We start from the raw sequence: 17,628 nt of genomic DNA, 5'->3' as shown, positions 1-17,628 counted from the left end.
TTCTAGTATTGATTAATCATGCATATTTTATTAGGACAACATCATAGACTTGTAATGTCAAGTAATATTCCGCTGTATTTCTAATAGTTTTTAGGATCGGGAGGGATTTCTTTGGAGAAAATCGATATTTTTAAAGATATTTCTAAACGGACAAACGGAGATATATATCTTGGAATAGTCGGAGCTGTCCGTACGGGAAAATCAACATTTATTAAAAGGTTTATGGAACTCGTCGTCCTGCCAAATATCACCGATGAAAGTGACAGATCAAGAGCAATGGATGAACTGCCCCAAAGCGCTGCAGGGAAAACAATCATGACAACGGAGCCCAAGTTCATCCCTAATCAAGCAGTCACCGTCAATGTAGAACAAGGTCTCGATGTGAATGTGCGGCTTGTCGATTGTGTCGGTTATGCAGTCGAAGGAGCAAAAGGATTTGAAGATGAAAATGGACCACGAATGATTCACACTCCTTGGTATGAAGAACCTATACCATTCCATGACGCGGCAGAGATTGGAACGCGAAAAGTAATCCAAGAACACTCTACCATTGGAATTGTCGTAACAACCGATGGCACAATTGGAGAGATTGCCCGTTCGGACTATGAAGAGGCTGAAGAAAAGGTAATCGAGGAATTAAAGGATGTTGGCAAACCATTCATTATGGTTGTGAATTCCGTTCGCCCGACAAGCCCGGAAACAGAATTTTTAAGAACGGAGTTAGCTGAGAAGTATGATATCCCCGTTGTAGCTGTCAGTGTGGAGAATATGACAGAGCAAGATGTTTATAAAGTTCTCCGCGAAGCTTTGTTTGAATTCCCTGTACTTGAGGTGAATGTAAATCTACCAAGCTGGGTGATGGTCCTTAAAGAGGAGCATTGGCTGCGGGAGAATTATGAGAGCGCAATTCAAACAACAGTGAAGAACATTAAACGTTTAAGAGATGTCGATGAGATTGTTGCAACATTTTCAGAATATGAATACATTGACCAGGCAAACTTAGCCGGTATGGAGATGGGAGAAGGAATTGCGGAAATTGATCTCCACGCTCCGCCGGAATTGTATGATGAAATATTAAAAGAAATTGTTGGTGAAGAAATCCGGGGGAAAGACCATCTATTGGAACTTATGCAGGAATTTACCCATGCGAAACGGGAATATGATCAGATTGCAAGTGCCCTGCAGATGGTAAAACAGACGGGTTATGGAATTGCAGCTCCGAGTGTACAAGATATGATCCTCGATGAACCGGAAATTATCCGGCAAGGTACAAGATTTGGCGTAAGACTGAAAGCAGTTGCTCCATCCATTCATATGATTAAAGTCGAAGTTGAATCAGAATTCGCACCGATTATCGGGACGGAGAAGCAAAGTGAAGAACTTGTGAGATATTTAATGCAGGATTTTGAAGACGACCCATTATCTATCTGGGAATCGGATATATTCGGAAGATCTCTCAATTCAATTGTACGAGAAGGTATTCAAGGAAAAATTTCATTAATGCCAGAAAACGCCAGATATAAACTGAAGGATACATTAGAGCGCATCATCAATGAAGGATCGGGCGGATTATTGGCAATCATTTTATAGCAGCTGAAAAAGGCTGCTTTTTATTTTTGGACGGCAGGAAAATAGAAATCCTTGTCGAATAGGTATAGTATAGGGTACTCAAATGAAAACTGCTTTCACATCTGAAATATCTGACGAATGGAGCGAAGTAGCTGTTTTTATAAAAAATATGCAGAAAAAGCGCATATATTGTTGAATTTCAAAGCGAATTCGTTTAATATTAGCCTTGTTACTAATTGATTTTGGTAACAAGGTATAAAAGGAGACAAAGATGTGAACAAATGAATTAAGTAGTTTTTGTTTGTTACACTGTCAAGTTTAACATTTCGGGAGGAGGTGAATGTCATGAACAAAACTGATTTAATCAATGCAGTAGCTGAGAAAACTGAGCTTTCTAAGAAAGACGCAACAAAAGCAGTTGAAGCTGTATTTGAAACTGTCATGGATTCACTTAAACAAGGTGAAAAAGTACAATTGATCGGTTTCGGTAACTTCGAGGTGCGCGACCGTGCAGCACGTAAAGGCCGTAACCCACAAACTGGAGAAGAAATCGAAATCCCTGCAAGCAAAGTACCTGCGTTCAAACCAGGAAAAGCTCTTAAAGATGCTGTTAAATAACTTGCTACATAGGGCTTATAAAGGGTACGTTTTATACGTACCCTTTTTTAATGCATTCTACAATGTTGCAAAAAGCATGCAAATCATGAGAGTATAGAAGTTGGTAAATTTAAAATATAAGGTGTTTAAGGGGATGAAAGCATGAAAGAGCCAAATTTCAAAACAGATTATATTGTTATCAAAGCGCTGGAAGACGGTGTGAATGTCATTGGACTCACCCGAGGTACCGATACGAAATTTCACCATACAGAAAAGCTTGATAAGGATGAAATCATGATTGCGCAATTCACCGAGCATACATCTGCAGTAAAGATCCGCGGCAAAGCTGTTATTCAAACAAATAATGGAGAAATGAGCAACGAATAAAAGTAAGTTTCACTAGTTTTACAAATTTTACTTCTACATAAATGGGAAGATGTAGATTGTAATTAAATATGCTATAATAGCTAAGGCACTTCTATAGACGAAAGGGCTTAGGTGATTTCTCTTGAGTAACTCGGTAAATGAAATACTTCGATTTAAAAAAGCAATAGAAGAAAAAATAAGATATGACTTTCTATGGAAAAATATTCAAAAGCCCGTGATAGAAGATGATAAATTATTTATTCTATCAAATCTCGTTCCAATTAATTCCGCGCTTCCCCATACAAAGCGTGATGCATATATTGTTACGACCATGCTTGTTCAGATAGCATTAGATACCCACGAACTGGTTAATGAAAGTAAAGCAGATGAAAGCACGGAGGAAAATCTATCCAGACAGCTACACGTGCTTGCTGGTGATTATTATAGTGGCTTATACTACTATCTGCTCTCACAAATAGATGAGTTTGATTTTATACATAAACTAGCGTCTGCAATTAAAGCGATCAATGAGTTGAAAATGAAACTTTACTATCAGGAATTCGCAAGCCTTAACGAGTATATCGACTTGAAAGTGCAAATCAACACATTGCTATTAAAAACAGTTGCAGCATACTTTAAACACGATGAATTTGTAGATAACATAACACAGTGGTTCTATATTTCAACGCTCCAAGAGGAGAAGGAACGGGTAATGGCAGATGAAATTGTGCTTAACAGTTTGTTAGATGTTAAACGTTCCAATACGTATATGAACAAAGAGGATAAATTTAGATATATTCTCCATAAAGAATGGCTGATCCTCCAACAAGGGTTAAAGCAACTCCCCCATTCTTCTGGGGAAATTTATAACTACTTTAAACAGAGAAGAGCGGATCATGTTGCGATGAAAGCCTCGAATGTGGAAGAAGGGTAAATATGCAAAAACAAACAAAAGAAGAACGTGTCCATCACGTATTCGAAAAGATATATCAAAATTATGATTCCATGAATTCCATTATTTCTTTCCAACAGCACAAATTATGGCGGAAAGATGTGATGGACAGAATGCACGTGGAAAAAGGTGCAAAAGCGCTGGATGTCTGCTGTGGCACAGGAGACTGGGCTCTAACCCTTGCTGAAGCTGTCGGTGACGAAGGAGAAGTCGTCGGTTTGGATTTCAGCAAAAATATGCTTTCTATCGCCGAAGAAAAACGTGATGCATTAAATTTATCACAGCTTGATCTTGTACATGGAGATGCAATGGAACTACCTTTTCCAGACGATGCGTTTGATTACGTGACAATCGGTTTCGGTTTACGAAACGTCCGTGATTATTTAACGGTATTAAAAGAGATGTACCGGGTTGTGAAACCGAATGGTAAGGTAGTTTGTTTAGAAACTTCGCAGCCGGAAATTATTGGCTTCAGGCAATTATATTTCTTTTATTTCCGTTTCATCATGCCCCTTTTTGGTAAGCTTTTTGCGGAAAGTTATGATGAATACTCCTGGCTGAACGAATCGACTAAGCATTTCCCTGACAAAGATAAGTTAAAAGAACTCTTTCAAGAAGCGGGCTTTTCTTTTGTCGAGGTGAAAAGCTATACCCTTGGCGTAGCGGCAATGCATATGGGAACAAAGCAGATTCGCTAAATATACCAGCTAAGTTGCAATTTAAAAGTATAGGTGACACATATGAAACTTCCTAAAACATACGGATACTTAAAAAAAGATCTCGACTTGATCGAGGCATCTTTAAATCAATCGATTCAAGCGGAACACCCGGTTTTACGTCAAGCTTCGACAGATTTATTGCATGCAGGAGGAAAAAGAATTCGTCCTGTATTTGTTCTTCTTGCGGGGCAAATGGGTCATTATGATGCCGAGAATATTAATAGAGCAGCAATCGCGCTTGAATTAATACATATGGCAACGCTCGTGCATGATGATGTGATTGATGAAGCGACCTTGAGAAGAGGGAAACCGACTATCAAACATACTTACTCCAACCGAGTAGCGATGTATACAGGGGATTATATTCTAGCGAGGGCGCTGGAAGAAATAACGATGATTAACAATCCAAAAGTTCACAAGGCGCTATCTAAATCGCTTGTCGAGGTAGCGATCGGTGAAATGGAGCAGATCGAGGATAAATTTAACTGGGACCAGACATTACGGGATTATTTGCGACGAATCAAAAGAAAAACGGCATTATTAATTGCAACAAGCTGTGAACTGGGCGCTATTCTGTCCGGCTTGTCGGACAGAGATATAAAGCGGATGTATCGCTATGGTTACTATATTGGCATGTCTTATCAAATTATCGATGATATATTGGATTTCACGGAAACTTCAAAGCAACTCGGTAAACCAGCGGGCAATGATCTCCTGCAAGGAAATATCACGCTCCCTGTATTATATGGAATGGATAATGAAGAATTTTATTCTTATACGAGAGAAGTGTTTAGAGATCCGGCCAACGTTCATCCTGATGATATGAAAGCTGTCATTGAGCGATTGAAACAAACAGATGCAATTAAGAAGTCTTATGAATTAAGTGATTTATATTTGAGTAAAGCTTTGGCAACATTGGAAAAATTGCCCTCTAGCAAATCAAAACAAACCTTGCAATCCATTGCCAAATATATTGGAAAACGGAGGACATAAGGAAAATAATTGTTATTTTCCTAATAATTTTGTATAATTTTAGCGGTTACATAATCATTATACTTGAGGAGTGTTTGTATGGAAAAGACATTTTTAATGGTAAAGCCAGATGGAGTACAGCGTAATTTAATTGGAAAGATTGTACAACGATTCGAGGAAAAAGGTTTCAAACTTGCAGGGGCAAAGTTAATGCTAGTGTCGAATGAGCTGGCAGAGCAACACTACGGGGAGCATAAAGAGAGACCTTTTTTCGGTGAATTAGTCGAATTCATCACTTCTGGCCCTGTATTTGCAATGGTCTGGGAAGGTGAGGACGTAATTGCAACGGCACGCAATATGATGGGGAAAACGAATCCAAGTGAAGCAGCACCAAGCACAATTCGTGGCGATTACGGAATCACTGTAGGAAAAAACATCATCCACGGTTCGGACTCACCAGAAAGTGCAGAGCGCGAAATCAAACTATTCTTTGATGAAAGCGAATTAATTACTTACGAAAAAGTAGATACAACCTGGATTTACTAATCCACCAACAAACCTCCGTTCCCAAACGGAGGTTTTTAAGAACAAATAACAAATAGAAAATAGTTATATCCCAACCAGAAACAACTTTTAAAAACCTAATAAGAAAAGCTTCCGAATTACTATCATAAAGTATAAGTGCTTTGCTCGTTTACTTGTTTCGGAGTTCTAATTACCGTCCAGTTTCCCGAAGGACGGATGTACACCTAAGGCACGGCCTCAGCCTCGACGCACAGGACGTGGCGTTCGTAGTCTGCCTCGGGCTACAGCCCTGCGGGGTCTTCGGACCCGTGCTTTTCCCGTTGGAGTCACCGTCCTCCGGACAACTGAACTGGTAGAGAGGGTTATTATTAATGGAAACTAACCCACCACTATGATAAGCGATCTAATTCCTAAAATGAAAAATAGCGTTCCAAATTAGGACATTCCTCGGAGCAGTCCAGACACCTCGAGACTCCTGCGGGAGGCCGGCTAAGTACGGTCACGTCCTGTGACCAATGCCGGCATTAGAACATCCTGTTCGTCGATAGGCTTGGTGAGACCCCACAGGGCGTTTGCCCGAGGAGGCTCACCAGCCGCTCAGCAGGTGCGAGAGGTGTCTGGACTGCGGACCCCGAGACGATAGCTTCACTTACGCTGTATGAAAGTAATCAGTTGATTGAAACTCGCAATAAGTCTATTAATATACGAGGAGGAATATGATGATTGATGATTACAGTGAGTTTATTGATCGTGTAAACAGAAGGCACGACATCGATCTCAGTTTATATAAAGAAACACAAATGAAACGCCGAATTACTACATTAAGAAATAAACGCGGTTTTTCCAGCTATATCCAATACTTTGAAGCAATGAACAAAGACAACGAACTCATGAAAGAATTTATCGAACGATTAACGATTAATGTATCGGAGTTTTTCCGGAACAAAAAACGGTGGGATGTTTTAAAAGATCGTGTCATTCCAGCACTAACCAATAACAAGTCACGTATCACCATTTGGAGCGCAGCATGCTCCACAGGAGAAGAGCCATACAGCTTAGCCATATTATTCAAAGAGTTTTTTCCAAATATTAAAGTGGAAATACTTGCAACGGACATTGATGAAACTGCGCTGAAGAAAGCTCAAAAAGCAGAATACATGGAGCAAGCTTTAAAAGAAGTTCCCCCTGCTTTGAAACAAAGGCATTTTACATACGAAAATGGACGGTATAAGCTAGATCCGCTGTTAAAGCAAAACATAACCTTCAAGAAACATAATTTGCTTGCCGATAGTTATCCTTCGAATTATGATTTGATCGTCTGTCGGAATGTCCTGATATACTTCACGGATGAAGCGAAGGAAAAAATATATAGCGGCTTTAGTAATTCATTGCGTAACAGCGGTGTTTTATTCGTCGGCAGTACAGAACAGATCTTTACACCAGAAAAATATAATTTACAATTATTAGACACCTTTTTCTACCAAAAGGCAAAATCTTAAATTTATTCATATTTACATAATTTATGTCCAAAAAGATGTCTGAATATGTTATAGTAATTAGAAATCTAATCAGTGGCCTTAAAAACTGAATTGAATGGGGAAAAGGAGAATCGTACATTGAGATATTTAACTGCAGGAGAATCACATGGTAAACAATTAACTACAATTCTTGAAGGTATCCCTTCAAATCTTCCAATAACAAAAGATGATATTAATCATTCCTTACTACGCAGACAGCAAGGATATGGGCGAGGGAAGCGCATGCAGATTGAAACAGACCTCGTTGAAATTATGGGTGGAATCAGACATGGCTATACGCTAGGTTCTCCAATCTCACTCGTTATCCATAATGATGATTATAAGCATTGGACAGATATTATGGGAGAGGATCCAATTCCCGAAGATACGAAGCTGCGCCGAGTAGTCACACGCCCTCGACCAGGACATGCTGACTTAAACGGAGCTTTAAAATATGGACATCGTGATATTCGGAATATCCTGGAACGTTCCTCTGCAAGGGAAACGGCCGCCCGGGTAGCGGCAGGGGCCGTAGCGAAGAAGCTGCTGAAAGAGCTTGGGATAGTAGTCGCTGGATATGTTAAGGAAATAGGAGGTATCATGGCGGAAGACCAAGAAAACCTGTCGATGAAAGAAAGACAAGAAATCTCGCAGAAATCTCCGGTTATGGTACTTGACGCTGCTGCTGAAAAAGAAATGATGGCAAAAATTGACCATGCTAAAAGCGAAGGTGATACACTTGGCGGGGTTTGTGAAGTGTATGTGGAAGGTGTTCCAGCAGGGGTGGGCTCTTATGTCCATTATGACCGTAAGCTGGATTCGCGGATTGCTGGCAGTGTTGTTAGTATTAATGCCTTTAAGGGCGTAGAATTCGGTATAGGCTTTGATGCGGCTAAAATATACGGAAGTGAAAACCATGATGAAATCGCGTGGAATGAAGAACTTGGTTACCATCGTACATCCAATCGCTTAGGTGGCTTTGAAGGTGGAATGTCTACCGGTATGCCAATCGTAGTCAGAGGAGTAATGAAACCAATCCCTACTTTAATGAAAAAACCTTTACAGAGTGTGGATATTGATACAAAGGAAGAGATTACAGCAACGATTGAACGGTCCGATCCTTGTGCGGTTCCTGCTGCTTCGGTGGTAATGGAGCATGTTGTCGCATTTGAAATTGCAAAGGCAATCACCGATCAATTCCCGCATGATCAATTCCCACAACTTAAAGAAGCGTTGGATAAGTACCGTGAAGAAATCAGGTGGTTTTAATGCAGGAACTTTCTGTCCGGCATAGCAACGGTTCTTATTCCATTCTTGTCGGTGAAGGCCTCCGTTTTAAGTTACATAAGTTTTTAATTAAATCATACTCCAAAATCCTTATCATTACCGATGAAACGATTGAAAATTTATACTTAGATGACGTGAAAAAAGGATTATCAGCCTATGATTTCTCCCAGCTTATTATTCCAGCTGGTGAGAAATCTAAGCATATCGATGTCTATTATGCTGCCCAGACAAAAGCAATCGAAACCGGTTTGGACCGCAACTCTTTAATTATCGCTTTAGGTGGCGGTGTTGTGGGCGATTTAGCGGGGTTTGTGGCAGCGACGTTTATGCGGGGGATCGATTATATTCAAGTACCAACTACAATCCTTGCCCATGATAGTAGCGTCGGTGGCAAGGTAGCGATCAACCACCCCCTTGGTAAAAATTTAATCGGAGCATTTTATCCGCCGGTCGGTGTTTATTACGATACGGAAACATTAACTAGTTTATCTGACCGAGAGACGAGGTCTGGTTATGCGGAATTAATAAAAGAAGCTCTGATATCCAGTGAAGACCTTTTTGAGGAAATGCTTTCAGCTTCTCTTGCCTCCTTGGACCAAGAGAGACTACAAACGCACTTAATGGCGGGAATTAAAGTAAAACAGGGGATCGTAGAAGCTGATGAACGGGAACATGGTATCCGAAGTCATTTAAACCTTGGTCACACCCTTGCTCACGCTCTTGAGGCTGAATTAGGATATGGAAATATCACCCATGGCGAGGCGGTCGCAATTGGGTTATTATTTGCAATACATGTTAGTGAAAGAGAATATAACTGTAAATTACCGTTTGATAAATTAAAGAATTGGTTAGTGGATAACAACTATCCACTGACAGGTTTTACTGTTAAAGCGGAAAAAATCATCAATCATATGAAGGCAGATAAAAAGGCAACGAAACAACGGATTAAAATGGTGCTTTTAGAGCGTCCCGGAAAATTAAAAACAGAAGAGTTGTCTGATGAAGCAATACAAGTTCATTTAGAAACATTTAGAGAGAGGCTGGTGTAACATGGTTTCAAGAGGAATACGAGGGGCAACTACAGTCACGGAAAATACAGCTGATGAAATCATCCATCATACAAAACGTGTCTTACAGGAAATGATTGAAGCAAATGATGTCGCACCAGAAGACGTTTCCCATGTTTTTATTTCTGCGACTAAGGATATCGATGCTGCTTTTCCGGCACGGGCACTAAGAGAGTTTTCTGGTTGGACCTATGTTCCCGTAATGTGTATGGCGGAAATCGATGTGAGAAATAGTTTGAAATCCTGTATCCGGATTATGATGGTAGTAAATACGGACCGAAATCAGACCGAGATCAGACATATATTTCATAATGAAGCAATCACGCTTCGACCAGAATTAGTTGAGAAGAGGGGAAATTAGAAAGTGAAACAGAAACAGATATTACGTCAATTGACTGCATACCAGCAAGGAAAACAAACCCATGAGATTAAAGAAGAATATGGCTTGGAAAAAATTGTAAAACTCGCTTCCAATGAGAATGTTTACGGTTATTCTTCCAAGGTGAAAGCTGATTTATCGGAACATTTACCGGAATTAAATATTTATCCAGATGGGCATACGGCAGAACTTCGAACTGCTCTTAGTAAAAGATTAGCAGTAGAAGAAGATCAATTAATTTTCGGGAGTGGTTCTGAGGAGCTTATTCAAATTATTTGCCGAGCATTCGTGCAAGAAGGCAGCAACACCGTTATGGCCGCCAATTCATTCCCACAATATAAGCATAATACATTTATTGAAGGGGGTACGGTAAAGGAAGTTCCCATTGCAAGTGACGGGAAACATGATCTCGAAGCGATACTTAAAGCGATCGACGTAGATACTGTAGTCGTCTGGATTTGCGCACCCGACAATCCGACAGGTACCATGAACACAGAAGACCAATTCCTCCAATTTATGAAAAAGTGTCCGGAAGATGTTTTAGTTGTTTTAGACGAGGCATACCGAGAATTTGTGGAGGATGAATATTTACTTGATTCTACTACATATACGAAATCTTTTCCCAATTTAATATCGTTGCGGACATTTTCGAAGGCGTATGGATTAGCGGGTTTACGTATCGGTTACGGAATCGGTAATCCAGAATTAATCCATAATTTAAACGTCGTCCGTGGTCCTTTCAATACAACCTCAGTAGCTCAAAGAGCAGCAACTGTCGCACTGGAAGATCAAGCATTTATTAGTGAAACAACAGCTAAAAACTTGGAAGTAAAAGAAAGTTTTTATCAGTTTCTCGATGAATTGAACTGGGATTATTACCGGTCCCACACAAACTTTATTCTCGTTTCCACCCCTGCAAGTGGTTTAGACGTCTTTCAATATCTAATTGAAAATGGCTTTATTATAAGACCGGGAGAGTTGCTCGGGTATCCGAACTCAATCCGAATTACAATTGGTACAAAGGAAGATATGCAGGAACTTCAACACTTATTACAGAAATTTGATGAGCAGATTAGGTGAAAATATGGAAAACAGAAACATATTAGTGGCAGGCATCGGACTTATCGGTGGGTCACTTGCGAAAGCGGTCAAGATCAATCCAGAACATACCGTTCTTGGCTATGATTTAAATGAAGAAAGCTTACAATATGGACTGGAGAAAGGGATTATCGATAAAGCATATACCGACTTTACCCGGGCAGCTCAAGATGCTGATATTATTATCCTTGCGGCGCCAATTTCCGAAACGATAGAGCTAATAAAAAGACTTGATTCTATACCTTTCGAAAGGAAAGTGATTGTGACGGATACGGCTTCAGTGAAGCATGCGATTATCGAAGCTGCGGAACAGTTAACAAATGAAAATATAGCTTTTATTGGCGGACATCCGATGGCCGGTTCCCATAAACGGGGAATAGGGGCAGCCAAGTCTCACCTTTTTGAGAATGCTATCTATGTGCTTGCACCATCAATCCGGAGCACAAACGAAATGGTTGCGACACTAAAAAATGTACTAAGTCCAACCAAAAGTAAATTTGTCGTTTTAAAACCAGAGGAACACGATGAAATGACTGGTGTAATTTCCCACTTCCCGCATTTAATCGCTTCGTCACTCGTACATCGGGCGAAAAAATGGCAACAGACCCATGCCTTTTTGCCAAAATTAGCGGCTGGAGGTTTTCGCGACATAACGCGAATCGCTTCTAGTAATCCAGTGATGTGGCAAGACATCTTCTATCATAACCGAAAAAAAATGTCCGTTTTGCTGCAAGAATGGATTGAAGAAATGATCCAATTGAAAGAACTCATCGACAACAGTGAAAAGCGGGCAATGATAGACTATTTAGAGGACGCGAAGAAGTATCGCGACGGCATTCCAACGAAAACAGCTGGAGCAATACCTGCATTCTATGATGTTTATGTCGATATTCGAGATCAGACTGGAGCAATAGCATCGGTCGCTCAAATTCTTGCCGAACATAATATTAGTATTAAAAATATTGAAATCCTGGAAATCCGTGAAGGAATTACCGGAGTGCTCCGTGTCAGTTTTTACACAAAGGATGCGCAGAAGCTAAGTAAACAACAATTAGAGTTAAATGGTTACGAAACAATGATTCAAAACTGATAAAAGGATGTGATTGGGTGGGGGAGAAAAGAATTTCACCTCAATCTTCTGCTCTTATAGGTGAACTCGAAGTACCTGGAGATAAGTCTATTTCTCATCGTGCGGTAATTTTTGGTTCATTGGCAAAAGGCCGGACAAAAATTGACCATTTCCTAGATGGGGAGGATTGCCTGCGAACAGTGGATATCTTTCAGAAAATGGGAGTATCTATCGAGCAGCAGGGGGAAACAGTTGTCATCAAAAGCGATGGTGCAGATAGTCTGATAGAACCAAAAGAACCTCTTTATTTTGGTAATTCAGGGACAACTGCCCGTCTTATGATCGGATTATTATCCGGCTTACCACTTTTTACAACAATTTATGGGGATGCTTCCCTATCGGAACGACCGATGGACCGGGTCATACTGCCTCTTTCAGATATGAATGCCACTATTTTCGGACGGAGTGGTGGCAAGCTATTACCCTTGGCAATTAGCGGGAAGGAATTGCAAGCAATTCAATACACTTTACCGGTGAAAAGTGCCCAAGTTAAATCTGCATTATTACTTGCAGGTCTTTTTGCTAACGGTGAAACGGTTATAACGGAAAAAGCTAAAACAAGAGATCATACCGAAACGATGCTCGAAGCATTTGGGGTAAAGCTTGACGTTGATGGAAACACTATTCGAATGGATGGGAAACAAGCGTTAAAGCCTGCCTACATTTATGTTCCGGGTGATATCTCATCCGCAGCATTTTTCCTAGCCGCCGCGGCTGCTAAACCAAATAGTACGCTTGTTATAAAAAAGGTTGGGCTAAACCCTACCCGGACAGGAATTATTGACGTATTGATGCAAATGGGAGCACAAATTGAGATTCGTAATGAAGAAAGAATTGGCGGAGAACTGCTTGGTGATATTAAAATTAGCAGCTCGAGCTTAAAAGGAATAGAAATATCCGGTGATATCATTCCTCGATTAATAGATGAAATTCCGATTATTGCCTTACTTGCGACTCAAGCAGAAGGTAAAACGGTTATTAAAGACGCTGAAGAACTCCGGGTGAAAGAAACAGATCGGATTGCGGCCGTAGTCGAAGTTCTAACAACACTTGGAGCGTCTATTACGGCAACAAAAGATGGAATGATTATTGAGGGAAGCCAGGAATTGGCAGGCGGAAATATATCAGCATATAATGATCACCGCATGGCAATGATGGGTGCTATCGCTTCTTTCTTTACAAAAGAAGACATCATTATTGACGACATCTCATCTGTCGCCATCTCATATCCAAGCTTTTTTGAAGACCTAAAAAGAATAACAACAAACTAACCATCTAACCAAAGAAAGTCAAATTATCATGCTTTCTTTGGTTACTTTTTATCACGTATTAACGGTCTGTAATACCCCCCCACCTCTATACAAGAGGGTAAACCAATGTGAAGGTGGGGGATATACAGTCCGTAAATACCTGATTCTGTTCAACTAACATTAAGTGGGGGGTAAGGAATCCCCCACTGAATGAAGTTTCACTTTATCACGCATTAACGGTCTGTAATACTCCCACCTCTAAACATAAGGGAAGCCCAAAGAGTATGGGATCTGCGGAGCCGAAGTGAAGTAACAACCTTGCAGGCGAATGTGATTTGATTGAATATGAAGGGTGTTTTCGATATTATTACAGTAAGCATGATTAAAGAAAGGATGGGGAAATGGATACCATCTTAAAAGCAGTAGAATTAGTCGAACAAAATAAAATAGAACAAGCATTGCGCTTATTGGAAGAATATACCCCAAAAGCAAATGATGATGAAAAATATACAATCGCTGAATTGTATTTACAATGGGGATTCTTGGATGAAGCAGAACTTATTCTTTCAGAACTCTTGAAGAAATACCCTGATGAAAACGATCTGATTCTAACCCTCGCTGATATTGCAATTGAAAAAGAAGATGATGAACAGGCAATCGCTCTTTTAGCAGAAATATCAGAGGAGGACCCAGCATACATTCAAGTATTAATCCAGCTAGCTGACTTATACCAGGTCCAAGGTCTATTTGAAGTTGCGGAACAGAAGTTGCTTACTGCCAAACAAAAGTTACCCAACGAAGTTATAATTGATTTTGCACTTGGAGAACTTTCTTTTTCAACCGGCACATATAAAAAAGCCGTGACATATTATGAAAAAGTTGCCAAGGAACATGAAATGTTTGCGGATGTTTCTATATTAGACCGCCTTGCAGAATCCTATGCGGGGATTGGTGAATATGAAAAGGCACTTGAATATTTCAAAAATGGACAAGATAAAACCCCGGATAAATATTTTAAATACGGTGTCACCGCTAGCCAGGCCGGTAGAAATGATATAGCAATAACAGCTTGGAAGCGCGTAGTAGAATTAGATCCTTATTATCATTCTGTTTATGAAAATCTAGCAAAAGCTTTACAAGATGAAGGTATGTTGCAAGAAGCATTTGATATTGTAGAAAAAGGGCTAAAGCAAGATACATTTAATAAACATTTATATTTCCTTGCTGGGATGATTGCGCGTCAATTGAATAATGATTCGGCTAGTGAGGAATATATAAGGGAAGCAATTGCGATTGATCCGGATTATAAAGAAGCTATTCTCTTTTTCTTGGAATTCTTAAAAGAGCGGGACAGGCATGCGGATATTATCGACTTGCTCTCGAGCGTGAAGTCAATTGGATCTCTTGAGCCTTTATATGACTGGGAATTGGCAAGAGCCTATAATGAGGAGGAGCAATATAAGGAAGCTCTTCAAGCTTATCAGGATGCGTATTTGAATTTAAGTGATGATACAGACTTTCTGAAGGAATATGGTTACTTCCTGATCGAAGAAGGTCAGACACCTGAAGCAATAGCCGTGTTTCAAAGGTATTTACAGTTTGTTCCTGATGATTACACGATTGAAGAATTCTTATCTCGATTATGAATGCACCAAGACTACCTGAGGAGGATTAATATGACTAACGCTGTCATTCATCCGCATGAGAAGAAAGCGTTTATTTATTGGTTCCTGAACCAGTATGAAATGAAAGCTCGGGAAAGCAACTGGATTTTATCTTATTTGGCGAGTCATAATAAATTACTCCGTAATCTGCATTTTGTTCGCCATGCGAAGGCTTGCCCGCGCAGTATTATTATCTCAACCAAATGTTCAAATGGAGTAGCTTTTCGTTTCCACCGTAACAAATTAATTACGTCTGATCCGGAGAAAGCATTTCACGATATTCGGTTAAACGATGACGAAGCTCTTTATGTCCAATTGAACTTTCATCAATGGAGGCAGAACCCGCAATATGCGCTCATCCTTGAAGAAAATCCGTTCTTATCGGATGACGATTTTATTACGGATGAGGACAAGCGGGAAGCGGAACGGCTGATGAATTATACACTTCAAGCGCAAATAAGAAAAAGCTTAATAGAACAAATTGATGAGTCGCTTGATGAAAGAGATTATGATAAGTTTATCAGACTTTCCGACGAACTAAAGAAAACCGAGGAAAACCTAAAGAATCAACCAACTTCTTAACGAATGGGTTGATTCTTTTTCATTACTTAGGGTAAACTTGGGTGTATATGAAAATTGATAATATAGAGAGGCTGAATGTTTGCAATGAAGTGGAGAAAAGACGATCTGGAAAAGTATGTACAAGCAAAAGAATATATTGACACCATTCTGATGCCGTTAATTCCTTTCCAGCTGACAAATGATGAGGACATAGGGAAAGATGCTTTTCAACAGGAAATAATGACGATATTCGCTAATGAAATCGAGCAAGAGCTAAGTGGTAGAGTGTTACTTATTCCGAGTTATTTCTATTTGAAAGATGCAGAAAAAGCAATTGAGGTAGAGCGATTGAATCAGTGGATAAGTGAAACGGAGAAGCAACCATTCAACCATACCATTTTACTGACGTTTGATCCTTCCTGGAGGAAACATGAAAAAGAATTAGCAGGTGATCTATTATGGTTACCGGGGATTCAAACAGGAGATATCCATTCAAATGAAATGCAAAGTGTGATCCGGGATCAGATTTCCCAGTTATCAGAAATTATCCGTTCCTATTGGTAAGTATAACGGTTTTATATTTTGTTCTACTTCGTCTTTTTCGTTTAGTTTTTTGAAAAATGTTGTTAAGTAGGAATATTATCTGCCTGAGTCTAGTTTATATATTGACCCAAGTACAAGATTGCGCTATCATGGTATTGTCCTAGTAATCTAAATTAATTTTTAAAATGTCCGTAACTAATGAAGAATAGAGGGGGGAAAATCATGAGTGAAGAAAAAAAGCAACAAGTATCCCGTAGACAATTTTTGAACTACACACTAATGGGAGTAGGTGGATTTATGGCAGCTGGTCTGCTCATTTCTCCAGTAAGAATGGCAATTGACCCTGTACTCAAATCAACAGGTGCTGGAGATTTGGCTAACGTCGGACTGTCTGTTGATGATATTACATCAGAACCACAACGTATTGACTGGAGCATAGACCAAGTAGACGGCTGGTACGAATCACAAGTAAACCGCTCTGCGTGGGTTTATAGAAATGACAGTGATGAAATTATAGCCTTTTCCCCAATATGTAAACACTTAGGATGTGTTGTTTCTTGGGAAGGAAGCGATCAGTATCCGGACGAATTCTATTGCCCATGTCATGATGGACGCTACTATAAGGATGGAGTTAACGTACCAGGTACACCACCTTTAGCGCCGTTAGATGAATATGAAATGGAAATTAAGGATGGAATGCTATTCTTAGGAGATCCAAAACCACACAGGGAGGCTTAATTAAAGATGCTACAGAAAATATACGATTGGATCGACGAACGCATCGACCTTCAACCAATATGGCGTGACATCGCTGATCACGAAGTTCCTGAGCATGTTAACCCTGCCCACCACTTCTCAGCATTCGTCTACTGTTTTGGAGGATTGACATTCTTCGTAGTCGTTATTCAAATTTTGTCTGGTATGTTTTTAACAATGTATTACGTACCGGATATTGAAAATGCGTGGCGATCCGTTTATTACTTGCAAACTGAAGTTGCTCATGGTCAAATTGTTCGAGGAATGCATCACTGGGGTGCCAGTGTGGTAATTGTGATGCTTTTATTACATACTTTACGTGTGTTTTTCCAAGGTGCATACAAGAAGCCTCGTGAACTTAACTGGATGGTTGGGGTCCTGATCTTCTTCGTCATGCTTGGACTAGGATTCACAGGTTACTTGCTACCATGGGACAACAAAGCGTTTTTCGCTACACAAGTAGGTCTTGAAATAGCGCAGCAAGTTCCGTTTATCGGTGATCAATTAAAGATTCTATTAGCTGGTGACGCCTCCATTGTAGGTGCACAAACACTAACTAGATTCTTTGCCATTCATGTATTCTTCTTGCCAGCTGCATTATTTGCACTATTAGCTGTACACTTTATCTTAATTAGAAGACAAGGTATATCCGGACCACTATAAAAAGGAGGGGAAAG

19 protein-coding genes are annotated in these 17,628 nt (G+C 40.0%); all 19 read left to right on the top strand.

Features of this window, described 5'->3' with window-relative positions:
- The first annotated feature begins 111 nt into the window (after nt 1-111).
- The 19 genes from spoIVA to qcrB all read left to right on the top strand — a co-directional run bounded on the left by spoIVA (nt 112) and on the right by qcrB (nt 17,614).
- Nucleotides 112-1,590: a stage IV sporulation protein A gene (gene spoIVA, locus GN217_RS06605; RefSeq protein WP_156855891.1), complete on the top strand. Its 1,479-nt coding sequence runs from the start codon at nt 112-114 to the stop codon at nt 1,588-1,590.
- A gap of 324 nt (nt 1,591-1,914) precedes the next feature.
- On the top strand, nt 1,915-2,187 hold the full coding sequence (locus GN217_RS06600) for an HU family DNA-binding protein (RefSeq protein ID WP_156855890.1): 273 nt from the start codon (nt 1,915-1,917) through the stop codon (nt 2,185-2,187).
- 141 nt (nt 2,188-2,328) lie between these two features.
- Complete coding sequence (mtrB, locus tag GN217_RS06595; protein WP_156855889.1) at nt 2,329-2,553, top strand: trp RNA-binding attenuation protein MtrB; 225 nt, start codon at nt 2,329-2,331, stop codon at nt 2,551-2,553.
- Nucleotides 2,554-2,674: 121 nt separating this feature from the next.
- On the top strand, nt 2,675-3,466 hold the full coding sequence (locus GN217_RS06590; protein ID WP_156855888.1) for a heptaprenyl diphosphate synthase component 1: 792 nt from the start codon (nt 2,675-2,677) through the stop codon (nt 3,464-3,466).
- 2 nt (nt 3,467-3,468) lie between these two features.
- A complete protein-coding gene (locus tag GN217_RS06585; protein WP_156855887.1) occupies nt 3,469-4,182 on the top strand; it encodes a demethylmenaquinone methyltransferase in 714 nt (237 codons plus the stop codon).
- A gap of 42 nt (nt 4,183-4,224) precedes the next feature.
- The gene (hepT, locus tag GN217_RS06580) at nt 4,225-5,196 is read left to right on the top strand and encodes a heptaprenyl diphosphate synthase component II (protein ID WP_156855886.1); all 972 of its coding nucleotides are present in this window, start codon (nt 4,225-4,227) and stop codon (nt 5,194-5,196) included.
- Between the two features lie 78 nt (nt 5,197-5,274).
- Nucleotides 5,275-5,721, top strand: a complete 447-nt coding sequence (gene ndk, locus GN217_RS06575; protein WP_156855885.1) for a nucleoside-diphosphate kinase — start codon at nt 5,275-5,277, stop codon at nt 5,719-5,721.
- Between the two features lie 698 nt (nt 5,722-6,419).
- Nucleotides 6,420-7,199, top strand: a complete 780-nt coding sequence (locus GN217_RS06570; protein ID WP_156855884.1) for a CheR family methyltransferase — start codon at nt 6,420-6,422, stop codon at nt 7,197-7,199.
- A gap of 117 nt (nt 7,200-7,316) precedes the next feature.
- A complete protein-coding gene (gene aroC / locus GN217_RS06565) occupies nt 7,317-8,486 on the top strand; it encodes a chorismate synthase (protein WP_156855883.1) in 1,170 nt (389 codons plus the stop codon).
- Complete coding sequence (gene aroB / locus GN217_RS06560; protein WP_156855882.1) at nt 8,486-9,553, top strand: 3-dehydroquinate synthase; 1,068 nt, start codon at nt 8,486-8,488, stop codon at nt 9,551-9,553. The genes aroC and aroB overlap by 1 nt, the downstream gene beginning before the upstream one ends.
- A 1-nt stretch (nt 9,554) precedes the next feature.
- Nucleotides 9,555-9,932, top strand: coding sequence for a chorismate mutase (aroH, locus tag GN217_RS06555; RefSeq protein WP_156855881.1), 378 nt, complete (start codon nt 9,555-9,557; stop codon nt 9,930-9,932).
- Between the two features lie 3 nt (nt 9,933-9,935).
- A complete protein-coding gene (gene hisC / locus GN217_RS06550; RefSeq protein WP_156855880.1) occupies nt 9,936-11,030 on the top strand; it encodes a histidinol-phosphate transaminase in 1,095 nt (364 codons plus the stop codon).
- A complete protein-coding gene (locus tag GN217_RS06545; protein ID WP_232334358.1) occupies nt 11,014-12,138 on the top strand; it encodes a prephenate dehydrogenase in 1,125 nt (374 codons plus the stop codon). Before hisC ends, GN217_RS06545 begins: the two co-directional genes overlap by 17 nt.
- Nucleotides 12,139-12,155: 17 nt before the next feature.
- Entirely contained in the window at nt 12,156-13,448 is a 1,293-nt protein-coding gene (gene aroA, locus GN217_RS06540; RefSeq protein ID WP_156855879.1) for a 3-phosphoshikimate 1-carboxyvinyltransferase, read from the top strand.
- Between the two features lie 380 nt (nt 13,449-13,828).
- Entirely contained in the window at nt 13,829-15,073 is a 1,245-nt protein-coding gene (locus GN217_RS06535; RefSeq protein WP_156855878.1) for a tetratricopeptide repeat protein, read from the top strand.
- A gap of 30 nt (nt 15,074-15,103) precedes the next feature.
- Nucleotides 15,104-15,673 carry a ReoY family proteolytic degradation factor gene (locus GN217_RS06530; protein WP_156855877.1) on the top strand — a complete coding sequence of 190 codons (570 nt, stop codon included), beginning with the start codon at nt 15,104-15,106 and terminating at the stop codon, nt 15,671-15,673.
- 84 nt (nt 15,674-15,757) lie between these two features.
- A complete protein-coding gene (locus GN217_RS06525) occupies nt 15,758-16,216 on the top strand; it encodes a YpiF family protein (RefSeq protein WP_156855876.1) in 459 nt (152 codons plus the stop codon).
- Nucleotides 16,217-16,417: 201 nt separating this feature from the next.
- A complete protein-coding gene (locus GN217_RS06520) occupies nt 16,418-16,933 on the top strand; it encodes a QcrA and Rieske domain-containing protein (protein WP_156855875.1) in 516 nt (171 codons plus the stop codon).
- A gap of 6 nt (nt 16,934-16,939) precedes the next feature.
- A complete protein-coding gene (qcrB, locus tag GN217_RS06515) occupies nt 16,940-17,614 on the top strand; it encodes a menaquinol-cytochrome c reductase cytochrome b subunit (RefSeq protein ID WP_156855874.1) in 675 nt (224 codons plus the stop codon).
- Nucleotides 17,615-17,628: the final 14 nt, after the last annotated feature.

Origin of the sequence: Oceanobacillus sp. AG, assembly GCF_009746545.1 — a bacterium.
GTDB classification, from domain to species: Bacteria; Bacillota; Bacilli; order Bacillales; family Amphibacillaceae; genus Oceanobacillus; species Oceanobacillus indicireducens.
This window is presented reverse-complemented; position numbering and strand designations above follow the sequence as displayed.